This is a genomic window from Roseivivax sediminis (genome assembly GCF_900112685.1).
GTDB lineage: Bacteria > Pseudomonadota > Alphaproteobacteria > Rhodobacterales > Rhodobacteraceae > Roseivivax > Roseivivax sediminis.
Map to the genome: position 1 here is coordinate 30,959 of NZ_FOMS01000007.1, position 22,233 is coordinate 53,191.

The following is a 22,233-nucleotide window of genomic DNA, read 5'->3' on the forward strand; positions in this document are numbered from 1 at the left end:
CGACGGCGCCCGTGCCCCGCGAAAACGTCTTGACGCAGCCGCCCCCCGTGCGAAACAGCCCCCATGGCTGCACCGACCCTGACCATCGACCTCGCCGCGCTCGTGACCAACTGGCGCAACCTTGCCGCCGCCAGCGCCGCCGAAACCGGCGCCGTCGTGAAGGCCGACGCCTACGGGCTCGGCATGTCCAAGGTCGCGCCGGTTCTGGCGCGCGAAGGCGTGCGCACCTTCTTCGTCGCGCTCGCGGAGGAAGGGACGCAGCTGCGCCGCATACTCGGCGAAGGTCCGGAGATCTGCGTCTTCAACGGCCATATGGACGGCGACGCCCGCCCGATCGCCGAGGCCGGCCTGACGCCGATGGTGAATTCCATCGACCAGATGGTTCGGCACGTGGAGGCGCTGCCCGGGCATCCGTTCGGCATCCAGCTCGACACCGGGATGAACCGTCTGGGGATGGAGCCCGCGGAATGGCAGGCGTTACGCGAGATCGCCGTCTCGCAAGGTCCCCGGCTGATCATGTCGCACCTCGCCTGTGCGGACGAACCCGATCACGAGATGAACGCCCACCAGCTCGCGGCCTTCCGCGAGATGACCGACGGGATCGACGCGCCCCGCTCCTTCGCGGCGACGGGCGGAATCCTGCTCGGCCCGGACTACCATTTCGACGTGACCCGCCCGGGTGTCGGCCTCTACGGCGGTCTGCCCTTCGTCGACGCCCAGCCGGTCGTCCATCTCGACGTCCCGGTGATCCAGCTGCGCGACGTCGCGCCCGGAGAGACGGTGGGCTACGGCAACACCTGGACGGCGGAGCGCGAAACCAAGGTCGCCACCATCGCCGCCGGCTACGCCGACGGCATTCACCGGATCATGGGGCCGAACGCCTGGGTCTTTGCAGGTGAGACGCGGTGCAAGGTGCTCGGCAGGGTGTCGATGGACCTCATCGGGGTCGACGTCACCGATGCGCCCGAGGTGCCGGAGACTGTCGAGGTGCTCGGCCGGCATCAATCCATCGACACGCTGGCCGACGCGGCGGGCACGATCGGTTACGAGATCCTTACCGCCCTCGGGGACCGCTACCACCGTAGCTATACCTGCGGATGAGCCCGCTTCTGCAGACCAGCTGGCCGGTCGCGGCGCTATTCATCGCGCAGAAATTCGTGCTGGCCGAAGCGGTGCTGCTCCTCGCGCTCTGCCGAGCGCTCCTCGCCCGGGGGGCGTCGCGCCTCGTGGCGCTCTTGGCCGCGCTGGCGGCCGCGTGGATCACCGCGACCGTCTTCGCCCCGGCGCTGGGGCTGACCGGCGCCGCCTGGTATCCGGCATCGGCCCGCGCTCTGACCTCGGGCGGCGGGCTGGGGCTGCCGCTGTCGGTCTCTGTCCTCTTCGCGGTCTCGGCGCTGGTGCCGGGCCGCCGCGCGATGTGGATCGACGTGCTGCACGCGCTTGTGGTCGCGGCAGTGCTCGGGCTCTGGGCCGTCGCGACGCTGACATGAGCCGGCGGCTCAGGCTGGCGATCCTCGCGGTGCTGGTGCTGCTCTACCCGGTTGCCTGGACCGCGCCGCTCCTGCGGGCCGGTTTGCTGCCGCTCTTCGGCCTGGCCGAAATCAGCGTTCTCTCCGGTCTCGCCACGCTGTGGGACACCGACCCTGCGCTGGCGCTGGTTGTGGCGCTGTTCGCAATTGTCGCGCCCTACCTGAAGCTCGCTGGCCTGCTGATCGACGTGATTCGCCCCCTCGGACCGCGCGCCCATATGGCGCTTCTGGCGCTCGGGCGACTGGCCATGGCGGACATCTTCCTCATTGCGCTTTACGTGGCGGTTGCCAAGGGCATCGGCGTCGGACGCGTGGAGACGGCATGGGGCCTTTACCTGTTCACCCTATGCGTGTTGACCAGCCTTGCCGTCGAATGGAACCGCGAACGATAACGCGTGACGCAGGAGACTGTCGACGCAAGGGAAACTCCCGCACCGACAGGGGGCCGAAAAATGCTCTGGTGGGGAATTCAATACCCTAGGCAAAGAAACTTTAGGTAATTTCGGGCGTTCGGCGTAAAATCGCCACCATTGATAGTGAGCGACCATACCAGCGAGGGCGCCGAAATGATTCAGACCATGCGGTCCAGTTACCTTGTCGTTCAGTTTCTGATGCAGCGGGCCGCAATGCTCCTGATCGTCGTTTTGGCCCTCGGGCTTCTGGGATACACAGTCGCATCCGCTTTCGGTCATGCCGCCTGGCTCGACCTGCCTCTGACCTTCGGGGCAGTCACCTACGCGGAGGCGGGCACCTTCGTGCAACTCGGCGTGACCGCGCTTGCCCTCGGGCTGTGCTTCTACCTCCCGGGCAATGGGCGGATCATGGCCCTCGAGACGTCGCATCGCCGGTTTCACGTCGGCATGCAGGACGTGGCACGCGCCTATCACGTCGCCCACAAGGCGGACCGCGAAGGCGTCTTCAACCTGAAATCCGAATTCGATTCGATCCGCGAGCGCATGGCCTTCCTGCGCGAACATCCCGACCTGTCGGAACTGGAGCCCTCGGTGCTGGAGCTGGCCTCGCAGATGAGCCACCTGTCGCGCGAGCTGGCCGGGGTCTATTCCGACCGAAACGTCGCGCGCGCGCGCGACTTCCTCATCCAGCGCCAGCAGGAGGTGGAGGATTTCAACCGCCGGCTCGATCATGCCAAGTCCGTCGCGACCGAGATGCGCACATGGCTCGAACGGGTCGAGATTGACGAGGCGGTTGCCGAATCGCAGCTCGCCCGCCTCTGCGACGAGCTGACGGAGATCCTGCCCGAGCTACACGATACAGAAGAGGCGCCGAGCCTGGTGACCGAATCCGCCGAGTCGCCGGAGGTGGCTGCTCGCCGCGAGGCCGCGCCACACCAGGACGACGCGCGCATCGTGTCGATCCTCGGCCAGCGCGCCGCCGAGTGAGCGCTTGAAGCCCTGTCCCGCGCCGGGCTAAAGCGCGGGGCATGGCCAAATCCCCGGCAATCTTCGTCTGCTCCGCCTGCGGCAACACCACGTCGAAGTGGTCGGGCCGCTGCGAAGCCTGCGGCGAATGGAACACCATCCAGGAAGAGCGCCCGGTCAGTGCCGGCCCTCCCTCGAAATCGCTCGGCGCGGCGAAGGGTCGGACGGTACCACTCACCGATCTGGCCCATGCCGAAACGCCGCCGCCCCGCACCTCCTCGGCCATGGCCGAGCTGGACCGCGTTCTCGGCGGCGGGCTCGTGCCGGGCAGCGCGATCCTCGTCGGCGGCGATCCCGGCATCGGCAAGTCGACGCTGCTGCTGCAGGGGGCGGCGGCCTTCGCCGAGGCGGGCCTGAAGGTGGTCTACATCTCGGGCGAGGAAGCCTCGGCCCAGGTCCGGATGCGGGCCGAACGGCTCGGCCTCGGCGACGCGGCGGTGCGGCTCGGGGCCGAGACGAACCTGCGCGACATTCTCGCGACGCTGGAGGCGGAGCGGCCCGACCTTGCCATCATCGATTCGATCCAGACCATGTGGGCCGACAATGTCGGCAGCGCGCCGGGCAGCGTCACCCAGGTGCGCGCGGCGGCGCACGAGCTCACCACCCTTGCCAAGGCCCGCGGCGCGGCGGTGATGATGGTCGGCCACGTCACCAAGGACGGCCAGATCGCCGGGCCGCGCGTGGTCGAGCACATGGTCGACACGGTGCTTTATTTCGAGGGCGAGCGCGGCCATCAGTTCCGCATCCTGCGCAGCGTGAAGAACCGTTTCGGCCCCGCCGACGAGATCGGCGTCTTCGAGATGACCGGCGCGGGCCTGTCGGAGGTCACCAACCCGTCGGCTCTGTTCCTGTCGGAACGCGGCACGCCGGCGCCGGGATCGGTGGTCTTTGCCGGGATCGAGGGCACCCGCCCCGTCTTATGCGAGATGCAGGCGCTGGTCGCGCCGACCCCGCACGCGCAACCCAGGCGCACGGTCGTCGGCTGGGACGGCGGGCGGCTGGCGATGATCCTCGCGGTGCTCGAGGCGCGCTGCGGCATCCCCTTTGCCGGGCTCGATGTCTATCTCAACGTCGCGGGCGGCATGAAGGTGACCGAACCCGCCGCCGACCTCGCCGTTGCGGCGGCGCTTCTGTCGGCGCGGGAGGACAGCGGGTTGCCGCCCGAGACGGTGGTTTTCGGAGAGATATCCCTCTCGGGCGCGCTGCGTCCGGTCGCGCAGACCGAAAACAGGTTGAAAGAGGCGCAGAAACTTGGTTTCACCGCGGCGATTGCGCCCCGCGGCGGCAAGGCCGGGGATGCATCGGGGCTCACGCTCACCCAGATGGGCGATCTGACGAGCTTCGTGGGTGAGATCTTCGGCGCCGGATAGGATCCGCGCGCCGCCGGGCAGGGAAAGAACGAGGGCATATGGAAGGCTTCACCGCTATCGACGCCGTGGTGGCGGTTGTGATCGTCCTGTCGGCGCTTCTCGCCTATTCCCGCGGCCTCGTGCGCGAGGTGCTGGCGATCCTCGGCTGGATCGCCGCGGCGATTCTGGCCTTCATGTTCGCGCCGCCGGTTCAGCCGCTGGTGAAGGAGTTGCCGGTGGTCGGCGAGTTCCTGGCCGACAGCTGCGAATTGTCCATCATCGCGGCCTTCGCAGCGGTGTTCGCGGTGGCGCTGATCGTGGTGTCGTTGTTCACGCCGCTGTTCTCGAGCCTGGTGCAGCGCTCGGCGCTCGGCGGGCTCGACCAGGGGCTGGGGTTCCTGTTCGGCGTGGCACGGGGCATCCTGCTCGTTGCGATCGGGTTCTTCGTCTACGAGACGATCGTGACGACGCAGACCGTGGAGATGGTCGAGAACAGTCGCTCGGCGGCGGTCTTCTCGCAGTTCACGGACCGGATCCAGGCCCAGAACCCCGATCAGGCGCTCGGCTGGATCACTTTGCAATACGAGGAACTCGTCGGTATCTGCGTGGCGCCGGGGCCGAACGACGCCTGATCGGCCAAGTGGGTGGATCATCCACCCCGCGCACGCGGCGGCGATGGATCGATCCGAAGACTCCTCCGATCGCGTCAAATCCGTATACTTTTCCCGCCTGTCGACATTTCGGGACCTGCGCGCGCCCCGCCCGAACCAAAAGGCCCCCGGCTTTCGGCGGGGGCCCTACAGGTCACGACTCGGTGTCGCGCATCTCGGATGTCAATTTCAGAAGAGGAACATCGTGGAGAGGACGTAAAGGCTGACGACAGCCATGCCGACGGCTCCGATCCATGCCAAGGCCATCAGCGGCGCGGACGGCATGAAATCCCGCTCGAACGGCGATTTGAAGCCGTCCTTCACCGCCTTGATGTTCAGCCAGTACAGGATCGGCGAGAACAACAGCGCCAGCACCGAGGCGACCTGAACCACCAGAACGGGTTTCGGCAGACCGACGATCACCGCGATGCCGATGACCAGAAGCACGACCTGGAAGCCCTTGTACATCAGCATCCGTGTTCCCGGATTGTCGAGCGACTTGAAGAGCCGCGCGCCGCATTCCTCGACGATGGTGGCCTGGCCGTCGAAATAGGTGAACACCGTGGAATAGAGTGCCGCAACACCGCCGGCGATGATCAGCGGGAAGATCCACGCGCCGAACGTGTCGGTGTAGATCCGGGCGATGGTGTTGCCCATCTCGCTGCCCGACGGCACGAGCCCGATCGGATGCAGCACCGCGGCGCCGATGATCAGGAAGATCATCCCGGTCAGCGCCGACACGACATAGGACAGGTTCATGTCGCGGCGGAACAGGGTCATGGAGTTCTTCAGGTAGTTCGGCTCCATCTCGACCTTGTGGCCTTCGGCCTCCAGCCGGCGCACGCGCACCATGCCGGCGCCCTTGGCGACCGCCCAGTTCGACTGCATCGGGGCGACCTCGACCGTGGTGGGGAAGTAGCCCCACATCGCGCCGAACAGGATCATCGCACCCGCCGGAGCAAGCGCCGGCAAGAGGTTGGCGATGTAGTCGCCCGGGGGCGGCGCCTGCAGCGCGAAGGCAACGAAGGTCGACAGCGCGAAGACGATGAGAGCAACTTTGCAGACCGTCTCGACAGCCGCGTACTTGCCGGCCCACAGGATCGCGACGCAGGACAGCAGGATCAGAACGGCCCACGCCGGCAGCGGGATGAACGGAAAGGCGGCGTAGAACATCGCGCCGCATCCGAGCGCGCGGCCGGCGATACCGACGGCGTTCACGACCGACTGGAAACCGAGGTACCAGAACGGCCAGCGGCCGACGCGGCCATAGGCCTCCATCACGCTTTCGCCCTTCACCATGGTATATCGGTGAGCGAATTCGAATGCGCAGTATTTCAGGATATAGGCAGCCGGGATGATCCAGAGCATCTGGTATCCGTACTGCGCGCCCGCGGTGGGGCCGTGAATGATGTGGCTCGCGCCGATACCCGTCATCGCCGCCGCGACGCCGGGCCCCATGGCACGCCAGGTATCGCCCATGGTCGTCCCCGGTGCCTTGAGATGTACGACACCATTGCGCATCTCGATGTCGACGCCCGACGGAGCAGTTCCGGCGCCTCCAATGATGCCAGTATCTGTGGTCGTCAAAGGTATTCCTCCCGATGGATATACCGGGCCGAAAATGCCGGTCCCGGGCGGCGGTGCCCTCCACCTACACACCGCCCGACGAATCCATTACTCGGCTTATTCAGAGCCACGAAGACTTATTTGCCGGCACGCAAAAAATGCCCATGCTTTTAATTATCGCGCGATAACAGTTGGTTATCACTGCCCGCGAGAAATGCCTCTCTCGCTTGAGCCGCCCTCTTTCCCGAAATGGGAAAACGCCAATAAACGAAGGGTCGCAATGATGGCTTTCGTGGTCGGCCTCGTAATTGCAGATGGCCGCCCGCTGTCTTCGGCGACAGAGCCGCTGCGGACAGCGCCTGTGTCCTTTTTTTGGGCGCCGGGCGATATTGCCGCTGCCGCCACGCGCGAAACGGCGAATCAGCCGGACCGGGCGCCGCGAGTCCGATCCCGGCCGGATGCCGGGCCTTTTGTCGCATCGGACCGGGCGGTCCGCCGCGTCCGCCTCCGCCGACCTACAGGATCATCGCCCTGATCCCGTAGGCCACGATCCCGAGCGCCCCCACCGAGAGCGCCCAGATCAGAACGAACCAGCCCAGCCGTTTCAGCCCCCGCGGCATCAGTGGTAGCCCTCGCCAGGCTTGAGCTTGCCGCGGAAGACCCAGTAGGCGTAGCCCGTATAGGCTAGGATGATCGGCACCAGAACGATGGCCCCGACGAACATGAAGAGCTGCGACTTCGCCGGGCTCGCCGCATCGTAGATCGAAACGGTCGGCGGGATCACCCACGGCCACATCGACACCCCGAGCCCGAGAAAGCACAAGCCGAACAGCGCGCAGGTCAGCACGAAGGGCATCCAGTCACGCCCTTCCTCCGTGATCGACCGCCACAGCAGAAAGCCGATCAGCGCCACCAGCAGCGGTACCGGCGCGACCACCAGCGCGGCGGGGAACGAGAACCAGCGCGAGAAATATTCCTGCTCGAGGAACGGGGTCCAGAGGCTGACGAGAACGATGGCCCCCATCGTGGCGATCCCGAAGATCCGCGCGAAACGACGCACACGGATCTGGATGTCGCCCTCGAGCTTCATGTTCAGCCACGTCGCCCCCATGAAGGCATAACCGGCGACGACCGCCACCCCGGTCAGCACCGAGAACGGCGTCAGCCAGTCCCACCAGCCACCGCCATAGGCGCGGCCGTCGACCTCGATCCCCTGGAGGAGCGCGCCGAGCGTGATGCCCTGCGCCAGCGCCGCAACGGTGGAGCCGCCGATGAAGGCCGCGTCCCAGAACCGGGCCTGGAACGTGCCGACAGCCTTCCAGCGGAACTCGAAGGCCACGCCGCGGAAGATCAGCGCCAGCAGCATCGCCACGATCGGCGGATAGAGCGCCGGCAGGATGATCGCGTAGGCCAGCGGAAAGGCGGCGAAAAGCCCGCCGCCGCCCAGCACCAGCCAGGTCTCGTTGCCGTCCCAGACCGGGGCGACGGAGTTCATCATCAGGTCCCGGTCCTCCTTCTTGCGGAAGAACGGGTAGAGGATGCCGATGCCAAGGTCGAAACCGTCGAGCACGACGTAGACGTAGACCGCAAAGGCCAGGAGCAGTGCCCAGGCGATGGTCAGGTCGATAGATGTCGCCAATGCGTCCATGATGCGTCCCTCACTCCGCCGGTTGCCGGTCGTTGCCGCCTTTCGGCGCTTCCTGCTGCACCCCCGGCACGATGCCGGAGGCCCTGAGCGGGCCGTAGTCGATATCTTCCTCGTAGGGCGCGCGCTCCGGCGTCTTGCCCATCAGCTTGAAGAGGTAGCCGACCCCTGCCCCGAACACCGCGAAATAGATCACGATGAAGGCAAGGAGCGACGCCCCGACCGCACCGGCATCGAGCGGTGAGCTAGCCTCGGCCGTCAGCATCTCTCCGTATACGACGTAGGGCTGGCGCCCGACCTCTGTGGTGATCCAGCCGGCGATCACCGCGACGAGCCCCGAGGGCCCCATCACCAGTGCCGCCCTGTGCAGCCAGCGATCCTCGTAGAGCCGTCCCTTCCAGCGGACCCAGAGCGACCAGAGGCCGACACCCATCATCAGGAAACCGATGCCCACCATGATCCGGAAGGACCAGAAGACCATCGCCACCGGCGGCTGCTCGGCCTCGGGCACGGTGTCGAGCCCGTCCATCGACGCGTTCCACCCCTTGCCGAGGATCGGCCCGCCGATCTTCGGGATGCCCACGGCGTAGTCTAGCCGCCCCTCCTCCTGGTTCGGGATGCCGAAGAGGTAGAGCGGGATGCCGTTCTCGTGCGTCTCGAAATGCCCCTCCATCGCCAGCACCTTGGTCGGCTGGTACTCGTAGGTGTTCAGACCCTGCTCATGCCCGAAGACGATCTGCAGCGGCGCCACGATCGCGGCCATCCACATCGCCATGGAGAACATCTTGCGCACGCTCTTGTTCTGCCAGCGCCCGCGCAGAAGGTGCCAGGCGCCCACGCCGCCGACGATGAAGGCCGTGGTCAGATAGGCCGCGGTCAGCGTGTGGATGAGGCGATAGGGGAAGGACGGATTGAAGATCACCGCCCACCAGTCCTCCGGCACGAACTGGCCGGCGTCATTGACCGAAAAGCCCGCCGGCGTGTGCATCCACGAATTGACCGACAGGATCCACGTGGCCGAGATCGCGGTCCCCACCGCGACCATCAGCGTCGCCACCATGTGCAGGCCGTTGCCGACCTTGCCCCGCCCGAACAGCATGATGCCGAGGAACCCGGCCTCCAGGAAGAACGCCGTCAGCACCTCGTAGGCCATGAGCGGGCCGAGCACCGGGCCCGTGCGGTCCGAGAAGACCGACCAGTTGGTGCCGAACTGGTAGGACATGACGATTCCCGACACCACGCCCATGGCGAAGGTGATCGCGAAGATCTTGAGCCAGAAATTGAACAGATGCAGATACGCTTCGTCCTTCGACCACAGATACCACCCGTTGAGCACCGCGAGGAAACTCGCCAGGCCGATGGTGAAGGCGGGAAAAATGAAGTGAAATGCGACGGTGAACGCGAACTGGATCCGCGCGAGCATCAGCGCGTCCAGCCCCAGGAACGTCGTCTCCATGATCGGACCCTTCGGATTGCCTCGTCTTGCTCCGTCACCTAGGCGACGTTTCCGACATGTCCCACGAGTTGCGCCAACAGGCCGCAGTTTTTCCCCCGATATCGCCGACGTGACGTGACAGAGGCGTGACAAGCGGCGCGCACTCGCTTAGGTAGCCGCTGTAACGAGCCGGAGCGGAGCCCTCGCGCGTGACCCCTTCCCTGCCGCCATCACATCCTTTCGACTTCGACGCCGTCGATGCCGACAAGCTGCATGAAGAATGCGGCGTCTTCGGCGTGGTTGGCGTGTCCGACGCCGCCAATTTCGTCGCGCTCGGCCTGCACGCCCTGCAGCACCGCGGTCAGGAGGCCGGCGGGATCGTCACCTACGCCCCCGAACATGGTTTCAGCTCGGCGCGAAAATTCGGCTACGTGCGAGACACCTTCACCTCGCAATCGGTGATGGAGACGCTGCCGGGATCGCTCGGCATCGGGCACGTGCGCTATTCGACCTCCGGATCGAAGGGGCCGACGCAGATCCGCGACGTTCAGCCCTTCTTCGGCGAGTTCTCCATGGGCGGCGCGGCGATTGCCCATAACGGCAACATCACCAACGCAGAAGCGCTCCGGCGGGAGCTGATCGAGCGCGGCTCGATCTTCCAGTCCTCCTCGGACAGCGAGTGCATCATTCACCTGATGGCCCGGTCGCTGCAACGCGACATCCCCTCCCGGATGGAGGATGCGCTGCGCCGGGTCGAGGGCGCGTTCTCGGTCGTGGCGATGACCCGCACCAAGCTCATCGGCGTGCGCGACCCGCTGGGCGTGCGCCCGCTGGTCCTCGGCCGCCTCGGCGACGGCTGGGTGCTGTCGTCCGAGACCTGCGCGCTCGACATCATCGGGGCGGAGTTCGTGCGCGAGATCGAGCCGGGCGAGATGGTGGTCATCACCCCCGACGGCAAGATCGAATCGCTGCGCCCGTTCCGGCCGCAGCGCGCGCGCTTCTGCATCTTCGAACATGTCTATTTCTCGCGCCCCGATTCGATCATCGGTGGCCGGTCCGTCTACGAAACGCGCCGCCAGATCGGCGTGGAGCTTGCGCGCGAGGCCCCGGTCGAGGCCGACCTCGTCTGCCCGGTGCCCGACAGCGGCACGCCGGCGGCGATCGGCTTCAGCCAGGAATCGGGCGTGCCCTACGCCATGGGCATCGTCCGCAACCAGTACATGGGCCGCACCTTCATCGAACCGACCGAGCAGATCCGCAACATGGGCGTGCGGCTGAAGCTCAACGTCAACCGCGCGCTCATCAGGGGCAAGCGGGTGATCCTCGTCGACGATTCGGTGGTGCGGGGCACGACCTCGCGCAAGATCAAGGAGATGATCCTCGACGCCGGCGCGGCCGAGGTGCATTTCCGCATCGCTTCCCCGCCGACCTCGTGGCCCTGCTTCTACGGGGTCGACACACCGCAGCGCGAGAAGCTGCTGGCCGCCACCATGTCCGAAGAGGAAATGCGCCAGCACCTGAACGTCGACAGCCTGCGCTTCATCTCGCTCGACGGGCTCTACCGCGCGGTGGGCGAATCGCAGGGCCGCAATTCCGAGTGCCCGCAATATTGCGACGCCTGCTTCTCGGGCGAATACCCGGTGGAGCCCTCCGACCAGATCGAGAAGGGTTTCCAGCTCAAGGCGGCCGAGTGAACCTTCTTGACCTCGACGCACGCTGGCGGCGGTTCAACGACCCCGATCGCGCCTGCCCGTGCTGCGGCAGGCAGTTCGACGGCATCTTCGACATCGGCTTCGACCATCCCGACCCCTGGCCGCACGGCGCGCTCGAGGACCAGGGGGGCGACGAGCTGGTCGTTGGCGAGGACAAGCTCGGCACTGATCTCTGCCGACTGGGGGAGCATCGCTTCATCCGCTGCGTCCTGCTCTTGCCGCTGCGCGGGGCGGACGACCGTTTCGCCTTCGGCGTCTGGGCCGGCGTCGCGCCCGACCGGTTCTATCACTACCTCGACGCCGCACTCGGTGAGGGGCCACCTTTCGAGGGCTGCTTCGGCTACCTGATGAACACGATCCCGGGCTTCGACCTCGGGCGCGATCCGGTGCCCTGCGACATCGTGCCCGGCGAGGCGGGCGAGCGCCCGCGCCTTCGGCCCCAGGAGGGGCCGCTGGCGCGCGCGCAGGCAGAGGGCATTTCCTTCGACCACTTGCTCGACATCTACGACGCGGCAGGCATGGACGTGCGCCCGCACCTTCTGGCGGATTGACGCTGCGGCATCGGCGCCGCCCCGCCAGCCTACGAAACCTCCTGTTTTCCTTCGCCGCGCCGCAGCGTAGACAAGGCGACCGAACCCCGGCAGGAGGTGCATGATGGCCCAGCAACAGACCCCAGACCAGGTCGCCAGGACTGCCACGACAGAGGCGCCGCTGAACCTTCGAGAAATCACGCTGCTTGGCACGTCTGGTACGCAGGATGCGCCCACCGCGCTCGTCCGCCTGCCTTCCGGAAAGGTGGCGCGCGTCGCGCGCGGCTCACGTATCGGCCGCAGCGAGGTTGCCGCTATCGAGGAGACGCGCCTGGCCCTCGTCCGGGGCGGCCGCGCCCGCTGGATCGAGATTCCGGGCAGTTGACAATCGGCGGGGCGCGGGCGAAAGCCGCGCCCATGTCCAGACCCGTCGCCCTCATTACCGGCGCTTCCCGAGGGCTGGGGTTCGCCCTGGCCGAGGCGCTGTCCGACAGCCACCATATCGTCGCCGTCGCCCGCACCACCGGCGCGCTCGAGGCGCTCGACGACCGCATCCAGGCGCGCGGCGGCGCGGCGACGCTGGCGCCGATGGACGTGACCGACCCGGACGCGATGGCGCATCTGTGCCGCGGCATCCACGACCGCTGGGGCGGTGCCGCGCTCTGGTGCCACACGGCGGTGCATGCCGGCCCGCTCACCCCGGCGGATCACATCACCCAGAAGGACTGGTCGAAATCGGTGGCCACCAACGTCACCGCGATGGGCCACTTGATCCCCTACATCGCCCCCCTGCTCGGCCGCACGGGCCGCGCGGTGTTCTTCGACGATCCCGAAGCGCCGGGCGCGAAGTTCTTCGGCCTCTACGGCGCGACCAAGGCGGCGCAGATCGCGCTCGCCAGGTCCTGGGCGGCAGAGACGCAGAAGCACGGCCCGCAGGTCCGTATCCTGACGCCGCAGCCGATGCCTACGGCGATGCGCGCCCGCTTCTACCCCGGTGAGAACCGCGATCGCCTCACCCCACCCGCCGACGAGGCCGCCCGATTGATCGCCGCCTTTAGCTGAACCTGCGACGCCGCCGCCCGGAGCCGGGTCAAGGATCGCCGCAGGCGACTTCCGGCAGGCGGCTCGTCGTTGACGCGGATCCGGGCGGCGGCAGGCTGGCAGAGGCGCTGACGGCGCCTCTCCGTCAGCCTCTCGCTCCAGCACGATGCCCTGGCATTGCCGGCGCGCGCGCGGGGTGGGTGGGCGGGCGAGCGCGCGGGCCGGCATTGCGCGCCCTCCGCTTGCCCCGCCGCGGCACATTTCCTACAGAGTGGCAAAGCCAGGGCAGGACCTTCATGCGCATTCTCATCACCAACGACGACGGCATCAACGCCCGCGGGCTCGACGTGCTGCACGGCATCGCCACCGAGATCGCCGGCGACGGCGGCGAGGTCTGGACCGTCGCGCCCGCCTTTGAGCAATCGGGCGTCGGGCACTGCATCTCCTACTCGCGGCCGATGATGGTCAGCGAACTGGCCCCGCGTCGCTTCGCCGCGGAGGGCAGCCCGGCCGACTGCGTGCTCGCCGGCCTGCACGACGTGTTGAAGGACACGCCGCCCGACCTGATCCTCTCGGGTGTGAACCGCGGCAACAACGCCGCCGAGAACGTACTCTATTCCGGTACCATCGGCGGTGCTATGGAAGGTGCCCTGCAAGGTCTGCCGGCAATCGCGCTGTCGCAGTATTACGGCCCCGCCAACGTAGCCATCGACGATCCGTTCGAGGCCGCCCGCGTCCACGGCGCCGGGATCGTCCGCCGCATCCTCGACTGCGCGCCGGACGGCGGATACGATTACCGGCTGTTCTACAACGTCAATTTTCCACCGGTTCCGGCGGCCGAGGTCAAGGGCACGCGCATCGTCCGCCAGGGCCGGCGCGTCGGCACCGGCTTCGGCGTCGAGCCGCAATTGTCGCCGGCCGGGCGGCGGTTCCTGTGGATCAGGGGCGGCGACCAGCAGCGCGCGACCGGTTCCGGCACCGACGCCACCGCCAATCTCGACGGCTATGTCAGCGTCACGCCGATGCGCGCCGATCTGACCGCCCACGACGCGCTGGACCGGATCGAGGCCGCCTTCGGATGAGCGACGACGCGGAACGCAAGATGCAGTTCCTCTACGCGCTGCGTTCACGCGGCGTGACCGACAAGGCCGTCCTGACGGCGATGGAGAAGATCGACCGCGCCGCCTTCATCCGGCACTACTTCACCGACCGCGCCTACGACGACATGCCGCTGCCCATCGCCTGCGGGCAGACGATCTCCCAGCCGTCGGTGGTCGGGCTGATGACCCAGGCGCTGCAGCTCTCCCCGCGCGACAAGGTGCTGGAGATCGGCACCGGCTCGGGCTACCAGGCGGCGATCCTCAGCCAGCTCGTCCGGCGGGTCTACACCGTCGACCGCCATCGCCGGCTCGTCCTCGAGGCGCGCGAGGTGTTCGAACGGCTGGGGCTCGTCAACATCACCGCCTTCACGGCGGACGGCAGCCACGGTCTGCCCGACCAGGCGCCGTTCGACCGTATCGTGGTGACCGCAGCGGCCGAGGATCCGCCGGGGCCGCTCTTGGCCCAGCTCAAGATAGGCGGTATCATGGTTCTGCCGGTTGGCCAGTCCGACACGGTGCAACGCCTCATCCGGGTGACACGCGGCGAGGACGGGTTCGACTACGACGAACTTCGCCCGGTGCGCTTCGTGCCGCTGGTCGAGGGGATGGGCAAGGAAACATGACGCGCTCCGACGGGGCGTCACGACATCCATGGGCACCAGAACAGGCGACGGTGCCCGAACCCATGACGCCCCGGCCACAAGGGGCGCATCCGAGGAACGACGCGATGACGCAGAGCAGTCTCAAAGCCTTGACCGGGCCGCGCCTCGGCGCCGCGCTTCTTTTGACCACCGCCCTCGCGGCCTGCGACGGGCCGATGGATCTCGACATGCGCGGCCGGCTCGGCGGACCGGTGGACACGTCGCAGGCGGCGGTCAACGCCACCGCCGACCGGCCGGAGCCGGACGCCCGCGGCGTCATCTCCTACCCCAACTACCAGGTCGCGGTGGCGCGGCGGGGCGACACGCTTGCCGATGTCGCCAGCCGCGTGGGCCTGCCGGCCGAGGAACTCGCGAGCCACAACGGCGTGCAGACCGGGGACCGGCTGCGGGCCGGGGAGGTCGTGTCGCTGCCGCGCCGGGTTTCCGAGCCCTCCGGTCAGACCGGCACGCCGGGTGGCACCCAGGCGCTGGAGCCCGCCGGTAACGTCGACATCGCCACGCTCGCCGGAAATGCCATCGACAGTTCCCCAGCGTCGGGCCAGTCGGCTGAGCCGCCGAACCGCACGACGCCCAAACCCGCCCCGTCGGGGCCGGAGCCGGTGCGCCACCAGGTCGAACGTGGCGAGACCGCCTTCACCATCGCACGGCTCTACAACGTCACCCCGCGCGCGCTGGCGGAATGGAACGGGCTCGACGAGAACTTCACCCTGCGCGAGGGACAGTACCTGCTGATCCCGGTCGCGCAGGAGGAGCAGAGCGCCGCAGCGGAACCGGACGTCTCCGAGCCCGGCCGCGGCTCTCCAACACCGACGCCGCCCTCTTCGTCCCGGCCGCTGCCCGAGGAAAGCCCAGAGCCGCGGCAGACGCAGACCGCCGCCGCGCCGCCGCCCGATGCCCCCGCGCCCGACGTGGGAGAGACCACGGAGTCCAGCGCGTCCGAGGGCGAGTTCGCGATGCCCGTCTCCGGCAGCATCATCCGCGAGTACAGCAAGGGCCGGAACGACGGCATCGACATCGCCGCCCCGGCCGGCACCGCGGTGAAGGCGGCCGCCGGCGGCACCGTGGCCGCGATCACGACCAACACCGACGACATCCCGATCCTGGTGGTCAAGCATCCCGGCGATCTGTTGACCGTCTATACCCATATCGACGGGATCTCGGTGAAGAAGGGCGACAGCGTGAGCCGCGGCCAGACCATCGGCAAGGTAAAGGCCGGCGACCCCGCGCGGATGCACTTCGAGGTGCGCAACGGCTTCGAAAGCGTCGATCCGATGACCTATCTACGCGGCTGAGGCCCGCAGATAATTACTGAAAGTCAAATGCTTGGGCGGCCTTATTCGCGCCGCCCGGATCAGACGGCGACGCCGTGCCGCCCCGCCAGGTCGGTGAAGAACTGCCAAGCCACCCGGCCCGACCGCGCACCGCGCGTGGCCTGCCACTCGATCGCCTCGGCGTGCAGCGTCTCGTCGTCCACCTCCACACCGTGCGCCGCGCAATAGCCGCGGATCATGTCGAGGTATTCGTCCTGCGAACAGGGGTGGAAGCCGAGCCAGAGGCCGAAGCGGTCGGAGAGCGACACCTTCTCTTCCACCGCCTCGGACGGGTTGATCGCGGTGGAGCGCTCGTTCTCGATCATGTCGCGGGGCATCAGGTGCCGCCGGTTGGACGTCGCGTAGAACAGCACGTTTGCCGGGCGCCCCTCGACCCCGCCGTCAAGAACGGCCTTCAAGCTCTTGTAATGCTGGTCGTCATGCCCGAACGACAGGTCGTCGCAGAACAGCAGGAAGCGATGCTGCGACCGCCGCAGATGGCCGAGGAGCCGCCCGACCGAAGGCAGATCCTCGCGCTGCAACTCCACCAGCTTCAGGTCTTCGCCCTTTGCCAGAATTTCGGCGTGTACCGCCTTGACTGCGCTCGATTTTCCCATCCCGCGGGCGCCCCACAAAAGGGCGTTGTTCGCCGGTAACCCGCGTGCAAACCGCAGCGTGTTGTCCAGCAGGGTCGCCTTGGTCCGCTCGATCCCGAGCAGAAGGTCCAGCGGCACGCGGTTCACCTGGGCCACCGGCTCCAGCCGGTCCGGCGCGGTGTGCCAGACGAACGCCTCGGCCGTGTCGAAGTCGGGAGTTTCCAAAGGCGCCGGAGCCAGCCGCTCCAGCGCCTCGGCAATGCGTGTCATCGCGTCGTCTGTCACCGGCCGGTGTCCTCGTCGCCGTCGTCGTCCTCATCCTCGAACCAGACGCCCTGCGCCTTCAGCTCCGCGATGCGCTTGCGCTCTACCCGGGCCACCAGGAAGATCGAGATTTCGTATAGCCCGTAGACCACCACGAACAGGATGACCTGCGTGATCACGTCGGGCGGCGTCACCAGCGCCGCCAGCACCAGAATGCCGACCATCGCGTATTTGCGCACGTCTGCCAGCCCCTTGGCCGAGACCAGCCCGGCCTTGCCCATCAGCGTCAACAACACCGGCAACTGGAAGCACAGACCGAAGGACACGATAAACTTGATCGTCAGGTTGAGGTATTCCTGCGCCGAGCCCTGGAAAACCACCGACAGGCCCTGGCTGACCTCTTCGCCAACCACGGCCTCGCCTTCCGTGCCGAATTGCTGGAAGCCGAGGAAGAAGTCGTACGCGAGCGGCGTGACCACGTAGAAGGCGAAGGCCGCGCCGAGGATGAACATGAAGGGCGAGGCCACCAGGAACGGCAGGAACGCGCCCTTTTCCGACTTGTAGAGCCCTGGCGCAACGAACCGCCACATCTGGTTGGCGATGTACGGGAAGGCCAGCATGAAGCCACCCAGCAGCGATACCTTCACCGCCACGAAGAAGCCTTCCTGCGGCGAGATGAAGATCAGGTCGCAATCCTGCCCGCGGTCGGCCAGAACCTGGCAGAGCGGCGCGGTCAGGAAGTTGAAGATCGGTGTCGCGACGGTGAAGCAGAGCACCATGCCGACGATGAACGCCACGACCGAATGGATCAGGCGCGTGCGCAGCTCCGCCAGATGTTCGATCAGGGGGGCGGAGCTGTCCTCGATCTCGTCGTCGTCGCGGACGCTCATGCCTCACCCTTGCGGTCGTCGTCGGAGGGGAGCGCCGATTCCATCTCGTCTGCTTTCTTGGCGGCCTCGTCGGCCTCTCGCCGCTTGCGCTCTGCGGCGGCGCGGGCGCTCGCGGCCTCGATCTTCTTGCGCTTGGCCTCCGCCTCGGGATCGGCGGCCTTCTTCTTGCCGCCCTCTTCCTCGATATCGTCGAGCCGCGCGGCGTCGGTCATGCTGCGGGCCGCGTCCTTCACCCCGTCCATGGCCGATGACATGGGCTTGGTCGCCGATTTGAACGTGTTCGCCGCGTCCTTGAAGCCGGACTCGTCGGCGGCATCGTTCATCGCGCGGCTGAATTCGCGCGCCATGCCCTTCGCCTTGCCGACGAAGCGACCGACATTGCGGAAAAGGACCGGCAGATCCTTCGGGCCGACGACGATCAGCGCCACGATCCCAATGATCAGAAGCTCGGCAAAGCCCAGGTCGAGCATTTAGGCGTTGTCTTTCTTTTCCTCGGGCGTGACGTCACGGGCACTCTCGGCCTTCTCGTCGTCGTCAAGCTCCTTCTGGCCGTCCGACACGCCCCGCTTGAAGGCGGTGATGCCCTTGCCGACCTCGCCCATCAGGCCCGAGATCTTGCCGCGCCCGAAGAGCACGAGCACCACGACGGCGATGAGCAGAAGGCCCGGCAGGCCGATATTGTTGAGCATGGATCTGTCTCCCGGATGCGCGGGCGGCGTGGAGCCGCCGCCGGACTTCGTCCTGCACATTTAAGGCTTCGCGGCCCAGCGCGAAAGCGGGCAATGACCGATTTCCGGCGCGCGGGACGATGAATCCGGGGTTGGTTTTGACATTATCTTGTCAGTTGTCAGGTTTTTGTCAGTATGACGTTCGAATGACAGTCCGACACAGGGCGAATCACCCGGGATGAAACGCGCCGACAGACTTTACGCGCTGATGTCGCGGCTGAAGGATGGCCGCCTGCACCGGGCGGAGGACCTGGCCCGCGACACCGGCGTGTCGCTGCGCACGATCTACCGCGACATGGACGTGCTGGCCGCCTCGGGCGTGCCGATCGAGGGTGAGCGCGGCGCCGGCTACACCGCACGCGCGGCGATCACCCTGCCCCCCCTCAACCTGACAGAGCCGGAGCTGGAGGCACTGCATCTCGGTCTTGCGGCCATCGGCGCCAGCGGGCTCGACGACATGGCCGAGGCCTCGCGCACCCTGTCCGCGAAGATCGAGGCGGTTTTACCCGAGGATACCGGCATGGCGGCGGAGCGGTTCGGCTTTGCCACCTACCCGTTCGCGGAGGCGGCGGAGGGGTTCCGCCACATGCCGGCGATCCGCCGCGCGATCCGGGCGCGGCAGAAGCTGCGGGTGACGCTGGCGGAGGAGGACGCGCCGCGCGACATCCGCCCGCTGCACGTGGATTACTGGGGCCGCGTCTGGACCTGCATCGCCTGGGACGAAGGGTCCGGCGACTTCACCAGTTTCCGGATCGACAGGGTGCGGGCGCTGAGCCCTCTGCCGGGCCTGTTCGTCGACGAGCCTGGCAAGCGGCTGTCGGACTACCGCGCCCGCACGCCCTAGCCCGCAGCCGGGAACACGAAGCAGCGGTCGCGGCGCACGGTCAGCCACATCGGCGTGCCGACCGCCGGCAGGAAGACGTTGGGGACGGTCGCGCGCAGCACCTCGCCGTCATGGTCCATGCGGAATTCCACGAGGCTTTCGGAGCCCATGAAGCGCGCCCGGGCCACCACGCCGCGCGCCGGCGTGCCCGCCCGGTCGGTCGGGTTCGGGCCGCGCCCGCCACGATCGAAGTCGATCGACACGTGCTGGGGGCGGAACACAATCTCCACCCGCGCGCCGTCGGGATGGCCCGGCGTGAGGAAGGCGCCGAACGGCGTGTCGGTCAGCGCCCCGTGAACGACGCCCTGCAGGACGTTGATATCACTGAAGAAGGCCACCGCCTCCTTGTCCGCGGGGGCGGTGTAGATGTTGTAGGGCGCGCCGATCTGCACGATCCTGCCGTCGCGCATCAGCGCGATCTCGTCCGCCATGCGCATCGCCTCTTCGGGCTCGTGCGTGACCAGCAGGACGCCGGTGCCCTCTTCCTTCAGGACGGCCAGCGTCTCGTCGCGGATGCCGTCGCGCAGGCGGTTGTCGAGGCCCGAGAACGGCTCATCCATCAGCATGATGCGCGGCCGCGGCGCAAGCGCGCGGGCGAGCGCGACGCGCTGCTGCTCCCCGCCCGACAGCTCGTGCGGCCAGTTGTCCCGGTAGCCTTCGAGCCCGACGCGCGACAGAAGGTGGCGCACCCTCTCTTCCTGCTCGGCCTTAGGGCCGGTCAGGCCGAAGGCGACGTTGGCACCCACGGTAAGATGCGGAAACAGCGCAAAATCTTGGAACATCAACCCGATGGAGCGTCGCTCGGGCGGCACGCGGAACACGGTGTCGCAGACCAGCGCGCCGTCCACGTGGATGGTGCCGCTGTCCTGCATCTCCACCCCCGCGATCATCCGCAGCGTCGTGGATTTGCCGCAGCCCGAGGGCCCCAGCAGGCAGGTCACGTTGCCCGGCGCGATCGTCAGGGACACGTCGTCGACAACCGCCTTGCCCGCGAAGCTCTTGGCAAGGTTGCGGATTTCGAGCCGGGGGGGATCGACGGTCACGTCTCGGGCCATCTCGCGGTGTCCAATGAAAATGCTCAGGGATCGGCGTTAGCAGCGCAGGCCGCCCCCGGCAAGCCGCTCAGCCGAGCGCCTTGCCCAGACGCGGCAGCCGGGCCTTCTTGAGAAGCGGGCGCATCTGCCAGTCCTCACCCGAGATGTCGCGCGCGCGGGCAAGCACGGCGCCGGCCGCCCCGGCCACCGCCTCGGGCCTGGCCTGCCAGAGTCCGAGCAGGAACCCGTCGGGGTCGGCGCGCGACAGCCCTTCCTCGGCCAGAGTGCCGCGCGGGAAATCCTGCGCGTTCACCGTCAGGATCACGTCGGCGGAGCCCGCGATGGCGGCCGCGAGCACGTGGATGTCGTTGCCGTCCGGCAGCCAGAGCCGCGCCTCCAGCGACGGCGGCCACGTCATCTCCGCGCCCGGCCAGCGCGCCCGGACCTCCGCGATCTCCTTTCGCGCCTGCGCCTCGCCGCCGGGGCCGAGCTTGCGCGCCGCCCGGGCCCATTCCTCGAGGATCCGCGCCGACCAGAGCGGCGTGAAGGCGCCCGTGCCCGCGACGCCCAGCACCACCTCGCGCATCACCGTGGGGTAGAGCACGCAGGTGTCGATCAGCACCTTCACAACCGGAACACGAGCGCCTTGAGATACCCCGACTCGGCCAGTTGCGGCAGCAGCGGATGGTCCGGCCCCGCCTGCCCGGTATAGATCAGCTGCGCCCGCCGCCCGGCACGGCCGATGCCGCGCAGGCAGGCGCCCTGGAACGCCGCCAGGTCCGCCGCGTGCGAGCAGGAGCAGAGCACCAGCGCGCCGCCCGGCGCCACCAGCGGCGCCGACAGCTTTGCCACGCGCTCATATGCGCGCAGGCCCGCCTCAAGCGCAGGTTTGGCCGGCGCGAAAGCGGGCGGATCGCAGATCACCAGCCCGAAGCGGCGGTTCTCAGCGCCCAGCGCTTCGAGTTGGGCAAAGGCATCGCCCTGCCGCGCCTCGAACCTCTCCGCGACGCCCGAAGCCGTCGCCCCGGCCTCGGCCAGCGCCAGCGCCGGGGCCGACCCGTCCACCGCGAGCGCCGAGCTCGCACCGTTCGCCAGCGCCGCGAGCGCGAAGCCCCCCACATGAGAGAAGACGTCGAGCACGTCCTCCCCGCGCGCCAGCCGCGCCGCGAAGGCCTGGTTCTCGCGCTGGTCGTAGAAGAGCCCCGTCTTCTGCCCGCCGGTCAGGTCGGCCATGTAGGTCGCGCCGTTCATCGCAACCTCGACGGGCCCCTCGGGCGCGCTGCCCCTCAGCACCTCGTCCTCGGCGTCCAGCCCTTCCAGCGTACGCCCCCGCCCGCCGGCGTTCTTGAGGATCGTGGTGACGCCCGTAACCTCCGCCAGCGCCGCGGCGAGCGGGTCGATCAGCACATCGGCCCAGGCCGCGTTCGGCTGAATCACCGCGATGTCGCCGAACCGGTCGATGACAACCCCCGGCAACCCGTCCGCTTCGGCGTGGACCAGCCGGTAGAACGGCGCGTCGTAGAGCCGTTCGCGCAGCGCCAGCGCCCGCTTCAGCCGCGCGACGAACCAGGCATGATCGGGAATCCCCCTCCCCTCGCGGTCGATCACCCGCGCGATGATCTTGGAGTTGGGATTGACCGCCACACGCGCGAGCGGCGTGCGCTCGGCATCCTCCAGCCGCGCGATGGTGCCGGGGGCCAGCGCCTTGGTACGCCGGTCCGTCACCAGCTCGTCGGCATAGATCCACGGATAGCCGCGGCGGATCGCCTGCGGCTTGGATTTCGGCTTCAGCCGCACGACCGGCAGGTCGGCGGCGGTGTTTTCGTCGGGGGCGTCGGGGGGCTGCGTCATGCCGCCCCTCTTAGCCGCG

At 67.9% G+C, this 22,233-nt stretch carries 25 protein-coding genes; 14 read left to right on the forward strand and 11 right to left on the reverse strand.

Annotation, left to right across the window (positions count from 1 at the left end):
• Nucleotides 1–63 precede the first annotated feature (63 nt).
• The 6 genes from alr (at nucleotide 64) to F3H57_RS12000 (ending at nucleotide 4,949) form a co-directional block, all read left to right on the forward strand.
• Nucleotides 64–1,101, forward strand: a complete 1,038-nt coding sequence (alr, locus tag F3H57_RS11975; protein WP_149756154.1) for an alanine racemase — start codon at nucleotides 64–66, stop codon at nucleotides 1,099–1,101.
• Nucleotides 1,098–1,490 (forward strand): hypothetical protein, encoded by a 393-nt coding sequence (locus F3H57_RS11980; protein WP_149756155.1) that lies wholly within the window; start codon nucleotides 1,098–1,100, stop codon nucleotides 1,488–1,490. The genes alr and F3H57_RS11980 overlap by 4 nt, the downstream gene beginning before the upstream one ends.
• Entirely contained in the window at nucleotides 1,487–1,921 is a 435-nt protein-coding gene (locus F3H57_RS11985; protein ID WP_149756156.1) for a paraquat-inducible protein A, read from the forward strand. Before F3H57_RS11980 ends, F3H57_RS11985 begins: the two co-directional genes overlap by 4 nt.
• A 174-nt stretch (nucleotides 1,922–2,095) precedes the next feature.
• Nucleotides 2,096–2,929 carry a DNA repair protein gene (locus F3H57_RS11990; protein ID WP_149756157.1) on the forward strand — a complete coding sequence of 278 codons (834 nt, stop codon included), beginning with the start codon at nucleotides 2,096–2,098 and terminating at the stop codon, nucleotides 2,927–2,929.
• Between the two features lie 41 nt (nucleotides 2,930–2,970).
• On the forward strand, nucleotides 2,971–4,338 hold the full coding sequence (gene radA / locus F3H57_RS11995; RefSeq protein ID WP_149756158.1) for a DNA repair protein RadA: 1,368 nt from the start codon (nucleotides 2,971–2,973) through the stop codon (nucleotides 4,336–4,338).
• Between the two features lie 38 nt (nucleotides 4,339–4,376).
• Nucleotides 4,377–4,949 (forward strand): CvpA family protein, encoded by a 573-nt coding sequence (locus F3H57_RS12000; RefSeq protein ID WP_149756159.1) that lies wholly within the window; start codon nucleotides 4,377–4,379, stop codon nucleotides 4,947–4,949.
• Between the two features lie 207 nt (nucleotides 4,950–5,156).
• Here the strand turns inward: F3H57_RS12000 and F3H57_RS12005 are convergent, their stop codons facing one another.
• The 4 genes from F3H57_RS12005 to F3H57_RS12020 form a co-directional block, all read right to left on the reverse strand.
• Nucleotides 5,157–6,446 (reverse strand): Nramp family divalent metal transporter, encoded by a 1,290-nt coding sequence (locus F3H57_RS12005; protein ID WP_223163064.1) that lies wholly within the window; start codon nucleotides 6,444–6,446, stop codon nucleotides 5,157–5,159.
• A gap of 602 nt (nucleotides 6,447–7,048) precedes the next feature.
• Nucleotides 7,049–7,153 carry a DUF2474 family protein gene (locus tag F3H57_RS12010; protein WP_149756160.1) on the reverse strand — a complete coding sequence of 35 codons (105 nt, stop codon included), beginning with the start codon at nucleotides 7,151–7,153 and terminating at the stop codon, nucleotides 7,049–7,051.
• Nucleotides 7,153–8,181, reverse strand: a complete 1,029-nt coding sequence (cydB, locus tag F3H57_RS12015; RefSeq protein ID WP_149756161.1) for a cytochrome d ubiquinol oxidase subunit II — start codon at nucleotides 8,179–8,181, stop codon at nucleotides 7,153–7,155. Before cydB ends, F3H57_RS12010 begins: the two co-directional genes overlap by 1 nt.
• 10 nt (nucleotides 8,182–8,191) lie before the next feature.
• The gene (locus F3H57_RS12020) at nucleotides 8,192–9,634 is read right to left on the reverse strand and encodes a cytochrome ubiquinol oxidase subunit I (RefSeq protein ID WP_149756162.1); all 1,443 of its coding nucleotides are present in this window, start codon (nucleotides 9,632–9,634) and stop codon (nucleotides 8,192–8,194) included.
• Nucleotides 9,635–9,834: 200 nt separating this feature from the next.
• On the opposite strand from F3H57_RS12020, the gene purF reads away from it, so the two are divergent.
• The 7 genes from purF to F3H57_RS12055 all read left to right on the forward strand — a co-directional run bounded on the left by purF (nucleotide 9,835) and on the right by F3H57_RS12055 (nucleotide 15,950).
• Nucleotides 9,835–11,307: an amidophosphoribosyltransferase gene (gene purF / locus F3H57_RS12025; protein ID WP_149756354.1), complete on the forward strand. Its 1,473-nt coding sequence runs from the start codon at nucleotides 9,835–9,837 to the stop codon at nucleotides 11,305–11,307.
• Nucleotides 11,304–11,876 carry a DUF2199 domain-containing protein gene (locus tag F3H57_RS12030; RefSeq protein ID WP_188129673.1) on the forward strand — a complete coding sequence of 191 codons (573 nt, stop codon included), beginning with the start codon at nucleotides 11,304–11,306 and terminating at the stop codon, nucleotides 11,874–11,876. The genes purF and F3H57_RS12030 overlap by 4 nt, the downstream gene beginning before the upstream one ends.
• 103 nt (nucleotides 11,877–11,979) lie before the next feature.
• Nucleotides 11,980–12,240 carry a pilus assembly protein PilP gene (locus F3H57_RS12035; RefSeq protein WP_149756355.1) on the forward strand — a complete coding sequence of 87 codons (261 nt, stop codon included), beginning with the start codon at nucleotides 11,980–11,982 and terminating at the stop codon, nucleotides 12,238–12,240.
• Nucleotides 12,241–12,272: 32 nt separating this feature from the next.
• A complete protein-coding gene (locus F3H57_RS12040) occupies nucleotides 12,273–12,917 on the forward strand; it encodes an SDR family NAD(P)-dependent oxidoreductase (protein ID WP_149756164.1) in 645 nt (214 codons plus the stop codon).
• A gap of 275 nt (nucleotides 12,918–13,192) precedes the next feature.
• On the forward strand, nucleotides 13,193–13,978 hold the full coding sequence (gene surE, locus F3H57_RS12045) for a 5'/3'-nucleotidase SurE (protein ID WP_149756165.1): 786 nt from the start codon (nucleotides 13,193–13,195) through the stop codon (nucleotides 13,976–13,978).
• Nucleotides 13,975–14,619 (forward strand): protein-L-isoaspartate(D-aspartate) O-methyltransferase, encoded by a 645-nt coding sequence (locus F3H57_RS12050; protein ID WP_149756166.1) that lies wholly within the window; start codon nucleotides 13,975–13,977, stop codon nucleotides 14,617–14,619. The genes surE and F3H57_RS12050 overlap by 4 nt, the downstream gene beginning before the upstream one ends.
• A 104-nt stretch (nucleotides 14,620–14,723) precedes the next feature.
• Nucleotides 14,724–15,950 carry a peptidoglycan DD-metalloendopeptidase family protein gene (locus F3H57_RS12055; protein ID WP_149756167.1) on the forward strand — a complete coding sequence of 409 codons (1,227 nt, stop codon included), beginning with the start codon at nucleotides 14,724–14,726 and terminating at the stop codon, nucleotides 15,948–15,950.
• 59 nt (nucleotides 15,951–16,009) lie between these two features.
• On the opposite strand, the gene F3H57_RS12060 is transcribed toward F3H57_RS12055, so the two are convergent.
• The 4 genes from F3H57_RS12060 to F3H57_RS12075 are packed head-to-tail and all read right to left on the reverse strand — an operon-like array spanning nucleotide 16,010 to nucleotide 18,407.
• Nucleotides 16,010–16,834: an ATP-binding protein gene (locus F3H57_RS12060; RefSeq protein WP_394349832.1), complete on the reverse strand. Its 825-nt coding sequence runs from the start codon at nucleotides 16,832–16,834 to the stop codon at nucleotides 16,010–16,012.
• A gap of 11 nt (nucleotides 16,835–16,845) precedes the next feature.
• A complete protein-coding gene (gene tatC / locus F3H57_RS12065) occupies nucleotides 16,846–17,718 on the reverse strand; it encodes a twin-arginine translocase subunit TatC (RefSeq protein WP_149756169.1) in 873 nt (290 codons plus the stop codon).
• On the reverse strand, nucleotides 17,715–18,188 hold the full coding sequence (tatB, locus tag F3H57_RS12070) for a Sec-independent protein translocase protein TatB (protein ID WP_149756170.1): 474 nt from the start codon (nucleotides 18,186–18,188) through the stop codon (nucleotides 17,715–17,717). Before tatB ends, tatC begins: the two co-directional genes overlap by 4 nt.
• On the reverse strand, nucleotides 18,189–18,407 hold the full coding sequence (locus tag F3H57_RS12075) for a twin-arginine translocase TatA/TatE family subunit (protein WP_037257233.1): 219 nt from the start codon (nucleotides 18,405–18,407) through the stop codon (nucleotides 18,189–18,191). It abuts the gene before it with no gap.
• 217 nt (nucleotides 18,408–18,624) lie between these two features.
• Between F3H57_RS12075 and F3H57_RS12080 the strand changes: the two genes are divergently transcribed.
• Entirely contained in the window at nucleotides 18,625–19,290 is a 666-nt protein-coding gene (locus F3H57_RS12080; protein ID WP_149756171.1) for a helix-turn-helix transcriptional regulator, read from the forward strand.
• On the opposite strand, the gene F3H57_RS12085 is transcribed toward F3H57_RS12080, so the two are convergent.
• The 3 genes from F3H57_RS12085 to F3H57_RS12095 form a co-directional block, all read right to left on the reverse strand.
• The gene (locus tag F3H57_RS12085) at nucleotides 19,287–20,384 is read right to left on the reverse strand and encodes an ABC transporter ATP-binding protein (protein WP_149756172.1); all 1,098 of its coding nucleotides are present in this window, start codon (nucleotides 20,382–20,384) and stop codon (nucleotides 19,287–19,289) included. The two genes, F3H57_RS12080 and F3H57_RS12085, sit on opposite strands and share 4 nt — an antisense overlap.
• Nucleotides 20,385–20,451: 67 nt before the next feature.
• The gene (locus tag F3H57_RS12090) at nucleotides 20,452–20,991 is read right to left on the reverse strand and encodes an RSP_2648 family PIN domain-containing protein (RefSeq protein ID WP_149756173.1); all 540 of its coding nucleotides are present in this window, start codon (nucleotides 20,989–20,991) and stop codon (nucleotides 20,452–20,454) included.
• Nucleotides 20,988–22,214, reverse strand: coding sequence for an RSP_2647 family RNA methyltransferase (locus F3H57_RS12095; protein WP_149756174.1), 1,227 nt, complete (start codon nucleotides 22,212–22,214; stop codon nucleotides 20,988–20,990). Before F3H57_RS12095 ends, F3H57_RS12090 begins: the two co-directional genes overlap by 4 nt.
• Nucleotides 22,215–22,233 lie beyond the last annotated feature (19 nt).

What these genes read in the sequence shown, in the direction of transcription:
- F3H57_RS11980 (WP_149756155.1), top strand. Translation starts at nt 1,098, where the DNA reads ATGAGCCCGCTTCTGCAGACCAGCTGGCCGGTCGCGGCGCTATTCATC.
- F3H57_RS12010 (WP_149756160.1), bottom strand. Translation starts at nt 7,153, where the DNA reads ATGCCGCGGGGGCTGAAACGGCTGGGCTGGTTCGTTCTGATCTGGGCG.
- tatB (WP_149756170.1), bottom strand. Translation starts at nt 18,188, where the DNA reads ATGCTCGACCTGGGCTTTGCCGAGCTTCTGATCATTGGGATCGTGGCG.
- radA (WP_149756158.1), top strand. Translation starts at nt 2,971, where the DNA reads ATGGCCAAATCCCCGGCAATCTTCGTCTGCTCCGCCTGCGGCAACACC.
- F3H57_RS12075 (WP_037257233.1), bottom strand. Translation starts at nt 18,407, where the DNA reads ATGCTCAACAATATCGGCCTGCCGGGCCTTCTGCTCATCGCCGTCGTG.
- F3H57_RS12080 (WP_149756171.1), top strand. Translation starts at nt 18,625, where the DNA reads ATGAAACGCGCCGACAGACTTTACGCGCTGATGTCGCGGCTGAAGGAT.
- F3H57_RS12085 (WP_149756172.1), bottom strand. Translation starts at nt 20,384, where the DNA reads ATGGCCCGAGACGTGACCGTCGATCCCCCCCGGCTCGAAATCCGCAAC.
- F3H57_RS12005 (WP_223163064.1), bottom strand. Translation starts at nt 6,446, where the DNA reads ATGGGCGATACCTGGCGTGCCATGGGGCCCGGCGTCGCGGCGGCGATG.
- F3H57_RS12060 (WP_394349832.1), bottom strand. Translation starts at nt 16,834, where the DNA reads ATGACACGCATTGCCGAGGCGCTGGAGCGGCTGGCTCCGGCGCCTTTG.
- F3H57_RS12040 (WP_149756164.1), top strand. Translation starts at nt 12,273, where the DNA reads ATGTCCAGACCCGTCGCCCTCATTACCGGCGCTTCCCGAGGGCTGGGG.
- F3H57_RS12055 (WP_149756167.1), top strand. Translation starts at nt 14,724, where the DNA reads ATGACGCAGAGCAGTCTCAAAGCCTTGACCGGGCCGCGCCTCGGCGCC.
- F3H57_RS12050 (WP_149756166.1), top strand. Translation starts at nt 13,975, where the DNA reads ATGAGCGACGACGCGGAACGCAAGATGCAGTTCCTCTACGCGCTGCGT.
- alr (WP_149756154.1), top strand. Translation starts at nt 64, where the DNA reads ATGGCTGCACCGACCCTGACCATCGACCTCGCCGCGCTCGTGACCAAC.
- surE (WP_149756165.1), top strand. Translation starts at nt 13,193, where the DNA reads ATGCGCATTCTCATCACCAACGACGACGGCATCAACGCCCGCGGGCTC.
- tatC (WP_149756169.1), bottom strand. Translation starts at nt 17,718, where the DNA reads ATGAGCGTCCGCGACGACGACGAGATCGAGGACAGCTCCGCCCCCCTG.
- F3H57_RS12020 (WP_149756162.1), bottom strand. Translation starts at nt 9,634, where the DNA reads ATGGAGACGACGTTCCTGGGGCTGGACGCGCTGATGCTCGCGCGGATC.
- F3H57_RS12095 (WP_149756174.1), bottom strand. Translation starts at nt 22,214, where the DNA reads ATGACGCAGCCCCCCGACGCCCCCGACGAAAACACCGCCGCCGACCTG.
- F3H57_RS12035 (WP_149756355.1), top strand. Translation starts at nt 11,980, where the DNA reads ATGGCCCAGCAACAGACCCCAGACCAGGTCGCCAGGACTGCCACGACA.
- F3H57_RS11990 (WP_149756157.1), top strand. Translation starts at nt 2,096, where the DNA reads ATGATTCAGACCATGCGGTCCAGTTACCTTGTCGTTCAGTTTCTGATG.
- cydB (WP_149756161.1), bottom strand. Translation starts at nt 8,181, where the DNA reads ATGGACGCATTGGCGACATCTATCGACCTGACCATCGCCTGGGCACTG.
- F3H57_RS12000 (WP_149756159.1), top strand. Translation starts at nt 4,377, where the DNA reads ATGGAAGGCTTCACCGCTATCGACGCCGTGGTGGCGGTTGTGATCGTC.
- F3H57_RS11985 (WP_149756156.1), top strand. Translation starts at nt 1,487, where the DNA reads ATGAGCCGGCGGCTCAGGCTGGCGATCCTCGCGGTGCTGGTGCTGCTC.